The organism is Bradyrhizobium altum (genome assembly GCF_020889705.1).
GTDB classification, from domain to species: Bacteria; Pseudomonadota; Alphaproteobacteria; order Rhizobiales; family Xanthobacteraceae; genus Bradyrhizobium; species Bradyrhizobium altum.
Genome location: NZ_JACMYP010000359.1, coordinates 1 through 7,207, shown reverse-complemented (window position 1 = coordinate 7,207; position 7,207 = coordinate 1). Strand labels below are relative to the sequence as shown.

Genomic DNA, 7,207 nt, shown 5'->3' with positions numbered 1-7,207 from the left:
ACGAGCGAACGGTGCTGAGCACCGTGCGGACAAGGCTACCTGAGCTGGCAAAGCGGCGCGCTGAAATGCTCATCAATCACAAGTTGAAAGAGATCAGGGTAGTACATGGGCGTGAGAGCTAAGCGATGAATATGAAGGGCGACCGCCCCTACTCCGACCCCGAGAAAGCTGCCCGCAGGATCATGGAGCACGCGAAAGCATTCGAGCCGATCCAGGATGGCCGGATCTACATCGAGAAGATCAACCGCCCGATAATCGATGAGGACAAAGCGACGCCGGGCGAGTATTGGGCCGGGCTGCAGCATGCAATCGGCCAAGGCTGGCTCGAGTATCATGAGAGCGGGACGTTCGTGAGGATGAAGCAGGCCGGGAAAGACCTGTTCGCGTAAAAACACCAGTCCCCTATCCGGCGCTGGTGCCATAGTTGCGCTTCATCCTCACGAAATTTTAGACGAGAAATCCGGCCACGGCTGTGATGATGGCGGAGCAGATCGCGCCAGCCATAAGCGTCCCGGAGATCGTAGAGCCTGGTCGCGTAGCAAAGGCATAAAGAAAATCGCCTTTTTCTCGTCTGGCGATGTTCTGGTTGTTCGTTGCGCCCCGCGCGATCGCCGCAGCGATGACGGCCGGAATCAATAGTCCAAAGAATATCCACCAGCGCCAAGTCCAAGCCATATCCCCTCCCTTGCGAAGCCTTACCGCCGGAGCAAATTTCAGATCGAGCCAGGCCGAGAATCTTTTCGCGCAAAAAGCACCAGCGCCCGAGGCCGGCGCCGGTGCTTTAGTTGCGCAAGCGTATAGCGTGCACCGCTGCGTCCGCAGAGTTTCCGCAAATTAGCCTGCGCAAGACAATGCGCTATTGGTCTATTCGAAACTCACCCTTAGACGCGTCAGAAGCGCTGTCCTAACTTCCGGCCTGCGAGTGTCCGAACTAGAACAGCACCCGCCCGCTATCCCCAGCGGAGAGGGTTACCGGGTGTTCGCCGTGGGGATGAACAGAATTCCTTAGATGCGCGCAATGCATCCATTTTTACTCCGCCAGCTGGCAAGGCGACTTAGAGAAAACGGCCCCAGCGTATTGGATCGAACGCTGAGGCCGTCTCACCGCGCCGCTCAAAGGGGATCGCATCTGCAATAAAACAGGACCTGCGCCCGGCAGCGTCTAATTTACGCCCGTCAGAAGGACTTGAGGATTCCGGGAGAGCACGGTGTTCCCGCCCGCGGGAACGCGGGGTGGCGGAACCGCGTTAAATTGCTTTCTGTCGGAGTATTTCCTGATGACTAACCACCAAACTGCCTTGATCCTTTTCGCGATCGCAGTCGCGCTCTCGATCCTTGCCGCAACGATTACGACAGCGGAAAACGTCAATATGCGTGTGGCCAGCGCTGAGACCACACCTAGCACGATCGGACAAACTGGGCTGCACCCCCTGTTGGATCGAGGCCACGGCTCCGCCCAGGCGCCGTCGGCTCCTCGAGAGGTGCCGTAGATCAGCTATGGAGCGGACCGCGATTTTCTCCTGACGAATGGCCCGCTTTCTCCACAGCCCTTATCGGCACTTGCTCAATCGTCCTTCTTCCATCCCATCGGATGTAAATGAAATCCTGTTTGAAGCCTTGCACGATTCCTTTGCGCTTCAGCCAGTCGGGCGTCCTGTTCTTGCGCGTGATCGCTTTGGCGTAGGGGCGCTTGAGTTGGACGCGCTCGCCGCGACTGAACCGGTTCATATCTTGGCCTACCACGGCCTCAATGCGCGAGGAGGCGGAGTATCTGCTCATGTGAGCGCTGGTCTCTGCAAATTGGGCCAGCTCTAGCAGCGTGTCTTTCGCACCACCTGGAGCTAGCTCATCGGCCTGCCCGCGAAGCTCCTTCGCTCGCTCTGCCAATCGCGCCGCGAGTGTGTCGGTCTCAATGACCACGCGCCGTCCCATGTACCTTTCCTCGTCAAGATGCCAGCGGTTCCCCTGAACGTGCCTACGCCAAGAGCTTCCCAATCTAGGAATGAAGGGTGTGTGTATTTTTGAGACACGGCAAGATGATGGTGCCTTGATGGAATTACCTAGACCACAAAAGCGCTCCGGGAGCGTGGCCCCTAAAAAAGCCCATCCAACCTCGTCCGGCCGCCACAAATCTAGGCTCTGTGGGGGGGCTACCGCAGGGTTTCGAGCCGAATACCACACTGGATCGCGGTCTTTGTCTCGAGCGACAATCGACCTCGCGACGATTCGCACTGCACCCCGGATACCTATCTTCGGTGCATGCCCGTCACCAAAAAAGCCGCTGGAAATCCCGCCGGAGGTCGCAGGGCGGTTCGCTGCCGACATGCGAGCGTTCCACACCGAATATGATCCGATCAAACGTGACGAGATCGCAGCCAATGCTCGGCACCTTCTCCTGGACCATATGCCGAGAGGAACGAAGCTGTGGCTTGCCGATGTCATCGAGCTTTTCGGGTTGATGCGATGACCGAGCCGGCATGCCTCCTATGCGAGGATACGGGATGGGTCTGCGAAAATCATCCGGATCAGCCCTGGACCGGCATTCACGCCTGCAGGTGTGGTGGCGCCGGGGCGCCTTGCCCGAAGTGCAACAGACCGAAGCCGGATGATGAACTTCCGCGGTTGCCCAGAGGGTTTCGAAGCATATTCAGCAGGCGCGATAGACGAGGCTAGTCGGCGAATTAATCCTTACAGCGGCGCCGTGACATCAGAACTTTCGTCCGTCGGGTCCCATTTTTCTGCATTCCCCGCTGACAGTAAGGGACTTCCCTCCCGACGACAGGGTTTTGGTAGCTTTGCCCGACTGTCGGGAAATAGTGATCGAAAGCGAAGCTGCGTGCTCCTTTCCATCGATAGTAATAATTAGTCGGGCCATCGAAGGAGAAGGAATCTTGGTTCACTTTCCAACCACCTGCTGTATCGATGTAGTATTGCGGGTCGACGCGGAGTTCTCTTCCGTAAAATTACGGAGCACTGACCCGCCCGAATTTCCGCCACGGCGATCACAGGCCCCAAAGAAACGGCCCCAGCACTCCTGGGGGCCGTGGAGGCCAGTGCCGGGCCGTCGCCGATTCGATTCGCAAAACTGACCGAGGATACCTATCCTCCGGGAATGCCCATCAGCCGAAAGCCGCTCGATATCCCGCCCGAGTTAGCCCGCCAGTTTGTGTCAGACATGCAGGCATTCCACGCCGAGCACGACCGCTCAAGCGTGACGGGATCGCGACGGACACCCGGCACATTCTGCTGGAGCACATGCCCAAGGGCTCGAAGCTGCGGCTTGCTGATGTCCTTGAGTTGTTCGAGCTGATGCGAAATTCCGCGTTGAGGCTCGGCTCGAGCGGTGACGAAACTCAGCGCCACATCGCAGGCGCGTTCAGGGCTTTGTGACCCGCTGCCTTCAAGTCATCTATTGAGAGTCGACCGTTCGCCGCGGCTTCGAGGATCTTGGAAGCAACGTGCGTCCTGGCGCCGGTTTCAAAGACGGAAATATTCTCGCAAACTTCCTCTAGCACAGCTCTTAGCAGCGCGGTCGTTTCGGCGTCGAACATGCGTTTCCCTCCAATTGGAGACTGATGCTGAACGCCGCGCGAGCGGAGTATGTTCGCTCGGCGGCGCCCGCCACGCATTCCAGTCCGGGCCCTGAAATCCCAGCTCTGGGAGATTGGCAGTCGCCCGACAAGGTTTTGTGACACGCGCGTTCATCGTGGTGGGCGATGCCGCGAAAGTTCTGGCCAATCGAAGACCCAGCCACACCAAGGTTGCGACCTTGTCAGGCACGGGCCTTGCAATTTGGAGCGAGCGGGAAAGCTTAGCGTCCCGGTTCAGGAATAAACGGTCATCTGGTGTGTATTTTTGAGACCGGCGGACCGCCATTTTGGGAGGTATCGTTGCATAACACAGCGCTCCAACAAAGCAGGTTCCTCGTTCGGAGAGGAAGCGGTGACGACTGGATGGTTTATGATCGAGAACTCAAGGGGCCAGCGCAGCCAAAGAAAAACGGCCCATTCGCCGAGAAGCTAACCAAGGAACAGGCCGAGCAACTGAAGCTAATGCTGACTGATGACCCGCCCGGCGCCAAGAAGGCGGTATAATCATTATCGTCAGGCGCCCGATCCGCAAGTCCAACCCTAACACCAAGCGTATCGCGCAAAAGGCTATCTGGGTCGAGCCGAAGCTGCTCGCCGAGATCGAGTCCCGGGCCAAATCCGCCGAGGGAAAGGTGCGGCATCCCTTCTTTCGCGGCGTGCGAGAAGACCTATGAGTGAGCCGGCATCTGTGCGGCGACACCGGCTGGGTCTGCGAGAACCACCCGGATCAGCCTTGGACCGGACCGCATGCCTGCACCTGCGGTGGTGCCGGCGCGCCCTGCCCGCGGTGCAACAAACCCGATGACGGCGTGCCGCGGCTACCCCGCGGATTCCGGGACATGTTTGATAAGGGCGATCGCTGACGGCGAGCCCGCCCCATCGCTGAAACCGTGCCACCCGTGTGCTCACCGTGCCCGTCCCGTTGTTGACAGCTGAAGTTGCGCGATCGACAGAGCGTCCACACAGGCGCCCCCTGCGGTGCGACATCACGGGCGCAGCATTGCTATCGACACTTCAGCAGGTCTATTTTTCAGGCGGCAATCCAAAGCGCGGGCCTTGCCTTTATCCGGACGAGACCGATCAATTTGTATGCCGCGGAAAGCGAACCAAAATGCGTTACCACCGTGCTGTACGATGGGAGGTCCGGGTTCTGATCGATCAGACGAGCCCGGGAGTCCTTCCATTGGTAATGCAACGCAGATCAGCTTTTCCCTGTCCGGCGCATGGCCATCCGGCTCGCTCCTGAACTAGCCCCTTGTCTGCGGCGAAAGGCGTAAACATCTATTGTACGGCCGACTCATTATCCCTGCGGTGCAAAATGGACCTGACCGAAATCCAGGACTACGCGATACAGGCAAGAATGGCGCTCATCTTGGGCGCGGGAACGTTCGACCGCGTATTCGCGGGCATCCGCTTTGCTGAAGTCGACGGGCCGCTGCTGTATGTCTACGCAAGAGACGAGTCGACTGCAGCGGAGATCGAGGACAATTTCGCCCTGCATATCGCACTCGTTGCATCGCGAATTCTCGGCCGGGAAATCGATGTCGTTGTGGTGCTGCCGAAGGTCCTCCAATGACAACGCCCCGCCAGAGGATCAGATCACGACACGATCAAAGTCACTGGCAATTCGAGCGTTCGGAAATATGCCTGTCGCTTCCGCTAGGATCTCTTCGTCCGAATACCGGCCCGAAATGTGAGTCAGCAACAGCAGCTTGACGTTGCTCGCCGCAGCGAGCAACGCCGCTTCCCGCGCAGTGAGGTGGCCATAGTCCCGAGCAGTAGCCGCATCGCGATCCAGAAACGTCGCCTCGACCACCAGCGCGTCGGCGTCAGCGGCGTAGCCGGAAAGGCCGTCGGTTGCCTCGGCGTCGCCGATAACGACAAGCTTCTTCGCGCCGCCCGCCGGTCCGAGAACCTCCTCCGGATAACCGGTTCTGCCGTCCGCGGTCGTAATGGATACTCCCTCCGCCAGCTCCTTGCGCACGGGACCGTCCGGCACGCCGAGGGCTGACAGGCGGTTGGCCTCAAGGTGACGGCGCGCGCGAATCTCGAACGTAAAGCCGACGCTATCGGTATCGCGATGGCGAACTGGAAAGCAGTTGATCGCGAATTCCCCGGTGTCGGCCACCTGTCCCTCGGTCAACGGAATAAGCTCCAGGGGGAGCGGCGTTTTCCCCGCGCCCCAGAAACCCGCGAGCATCCGAACGACGACATCGAGGGACTGCGGGCCACCGTGGATCGTCATTTTGCCGTCCCCCTGTCGCAACCGGAGGGTGGACAGGAGCCCGGGAATGCCAAGCACATGGTCCAGATGACCGTGGGTCAGAAGGATACGATCGAGCCTGCGAAAGCCAGCACCGCTACGAAGCAATTGCCGCTGGATGCCCTCGCCACAATCGATCAGAACGCGCTGACCGGCCGCCTCCAGCAGGAGGCCTGGGTGGTTGCGATCCGCGGAAGGAACGCTTGCCGATGTGCCAAGGAACGTGAGTGCGAACATCTGATTTACTTGTCTAGAAGGTCTGGAATTCCTTGCCCTCATCAAATGGGTCTTCAAGGATGTAGACCGAGATGGCGCGGTTCTCCATCGTGTTATAGCGACCGCACCTGTCGCCTGCCGAATCCTTGTGGAGCGATTTCCGGACAATGTACTCAACGCGAGGCCGATCCGGCGCGAGGGATTGAAGCCCCGCAGCCGTGACGCGAAGCCCGCCCACCACTGGCGGCGCGCAACACCGTTTGGATCACCAGGTCCCTCGCCATCCGCGTCTCGGCCGGCGTCGGTGTTTCAATTGGTGCCGCCCCTGACAGCTGCACGAGCGACGTCTGAGGAGCACCTCCGAATTGACATCTGAACAAAACAAGAACATAGTGGACCTCCTGTCAATCGGAATCCGGCCATGCAGACCGATGCAAATGCGCTTCAGGGAATCGACCCGCCGGATGCCGCTGCAGATCAGGTGATCATCGCTTGCGATGGAGACGTCCGCGCCGCGGTGCGTGCGCTGATCGTCGCCAATGGACTTCTGGAGGCGGAATTGAACGAGGCAAACGCGGCAAGCTCGAAGGGCTATGCACGCAGCCGAACTCGCCGAACCAACCAGAATTGAGCACGCTCTTCGCTTGCTGCTTGTTTAGCGCGCCCCCGGCCGTCTCGTCGCGGGCGACCTGATCGACTGCATCATCACTATTCCCGGAGGCGATGGCTGGCGCAAGCACCATGGATCGTTCGATAGCCAGAACACCGTATTGATCCGGATTTCTGAAGAGATAGGACGGCCGTAATATAATCTCTGCCGTTGTTATCGAAACTTGCAGAGCATTTTTCATCTCTGAGTTTTTAGAGGCCTATTGCAGCCGGCCGAAAAGGACCGCCCCCGGACGGTCCTTTTCGATTCAACGGCCCCTTCCAGCGAACGACATTACGAGGATTCACGTTTGACGAAGGAGCAACTCGCTCGAGACGCGGCAGAAATATTCCGACTGCTGCGGGCATTCCGCTCGATCAAGGATCGCGCAACGCGGCGACACGTTATCGAGGCTGTCGAGGCAATGGCCGAAGGCCACACGGCCGACAAGGCGCTCGACGACGACGCCGGAAAGCCTCATGCTTAAGT

9 protein-coding genes and 1 pseudogene are annotated in these 7,207 nt (G+C 59.2%); 5 read left to right on the top strand and 5 right to left on the bottom strand.

The features are described 5' to 3' along the window. Positions 1–131: 131 nt before the first annotated feature. Entirely contained in the window at positions 132–389 is a 258-nt protein-coding gene (locus tag H8B02_RS43370) for a hypothetical protein (RefSeq protein WP_229171906.1), read from the top strand. A 58-nt stretch (positions 390–447) separates the two neighbouring features. Here the strand turns inward: H8B02_RS43370 and H8B02_RS43365 are convergent, their stop codons facing one another. From H8B02_RS43365 to H8B02_RS43355, 3 genes are all read right to left on the bottom strand, one after another. Further along, positions 448–675, bottom strand: a complete 228-nt coding sequence (locus H8B02_RS43365; RefSeq protein ID WP_229171904.1) for a hypothetical protein — start codon at positions 673–675, stop codon at positions 448–450. Between the two features lie 816 nt (positions 676–1,491). Next, on the bottom strand, positions 1,492–1,932 hold the full coding sequence (locus H8B02_RS43360; RefSeq protein WP_229171902.1) for a hypothetical protein: 441 nt from the start codon (positions 1,930–1,932) through the stop codon (positions 1,492–1,494). A gap of 1,421 nt (positions 1,933–3,353) precedes the next feature. Further along, complete coding sequence (locus H8B02_RS43355; RefSeq protein ID WP_229171900.1) at positions 3,354–3,551, bottom strand: hypothetical protein; 198 nt, start codon at positions 3,549–3,551, stop codon at positions 3,354–3,356. Positions 3,552–3,953: 402 nt separating this feature from the next. Here H8B02_RS43355 and H8B02_RS43350 point away from each other — a divergent pair, with 402 nt between their 5' ends. The 3 genes and pseudogenes from H8B02_RS43350 to H8B02_RS43340 all read left to right on the top strand — a co-directional run bounded on the left by H8B02_RS43350 (position 3,954) and on the right by H8B02_RS43340 (position 5,166). Beyond that, entirely contained in the window at positions 3,954–4,094 is a 141-nt protein-coding gene (locus tag H8B02_RS43350; RefSeq protein WP_229171898.1) for a hypothetical protein, read from the top strand. Between the two features lie 20 nt (positions 4,095–4,114). Then, positions 4,115–4,264 (top strand): annotated as a pseudogene (locus H8B02_RS43345) (ATP dependent DNA ligase); the annotation flags it as partial. A 644-nt stretch (positions 4,265–4,908) separates the two neighbouring features. After that, entirely contained in the window at positions 4,909–5,166 is a 258-nt protein-coding gene (locus H8B02_RS43340) for a hypothetical protein (protein WP_229171896.1), read from the top strand. Positions 5,167–5,184: 18 nt separating this feature from the next. On the opposite strand, the gene H8B02_RS43335 is transcribed toward H8B02_RS43340, so the two are convergent. Then, positions 5,185–6,090: a ribonuclease Z gene (locus H8B02_RS43335; protein WP_229171894.1), complete on the bottom strand. Its 906-nt coding sequence runs from the start codon at positions 6,088–6,090 to the stop codon at positions 5,185–5,187. 400 nt (positions 6,091–6,490) lie between these two features. On the opposite strand from H8B02_RS43335, the gene H8B02_RS43330 reads away from it, so the two are divergent. Continuing rightward, positions 6,491–6,700, top strand: coding sequence for a hypothetical protein (locus H8B02_RS43330; protein ID WP_229171892.1), 210 nt, complete (start codon positions 6,491–6,493; stop codon positions 6,698–6,700). A gap of 322 nt (positions 6,701–7,022) precedes the next feature. Here H8B02_RS43330 and H8B02_RS43325 read toward each other — a convergent pair. Continuing rightward, positions 7,023–7,207, bottom strand: a 185-nt coding sequence (locus tag H8B02_RS43325; RefSeq protein WP_229171890.1) for a hypothetical protein, incomplete at its 5' end; no start/stop codon positions are given.

Bases quoted from the DNA above. Each gene is read 5' to 3' on its own strand.
- H8B02_RS43370 (WP_229171906.1), top strand. From the start codon at position 132: ATGAAGGGCGACCGCCCCTACTCCGACCCCGAGAAAGCTGCCCGCAGG.
- H8B02_RS43365 (WP_229171904.1), bottom strand. From the start codon at position 675: ATGGCTTGGACTTGGCGCTGGTGGATATTCTTTGGACTATTGATTCCG.
- H8B02_RS43360 (WP_229171902.1), bottom strand. From the start codon at position 1,932: ATGGGACGGCGCGTGGTCATTGAGACCGACACACTCGCGGCGCGATTG.
- H8B02_RS43355 (WP_229171900.1), bottom strand. From the start codon at position 3,551: ATGTTCGACGCCGAAACGACCGCGCTGCTAAGAGCTGTGCTAGAGGAA.
- H8B02_RS43350 (WP_229171898.1), top strand. From the start codon at position 3,954: ATGGTTTATGATCGAGAACTCAAGGGGCCAGCGCAGCCAAAGAAAAAC.
- H8B02_RS43340 (WP_229171896.1), top strand. From the start codon at position 4,909: ATGGACCTGACCGAAATCCAGGACTACGCGATACAGGCAAGAATGGCG.
- H8B02_RS43335 (WP_229171894.1), bottom strand. From the start codon at position 6,090: ATGTTCGCACTCACGTTCCTTGGCACATCGGCAAGCGTTCCTTCCGCG.
- H8B02_RS43330 (WP_229171892.1), top strand. From the start codon at position 6,491: ATGCAGACCGATGCAAATGCGCTTCAGGGAATCGACCCGCCGGATGCC.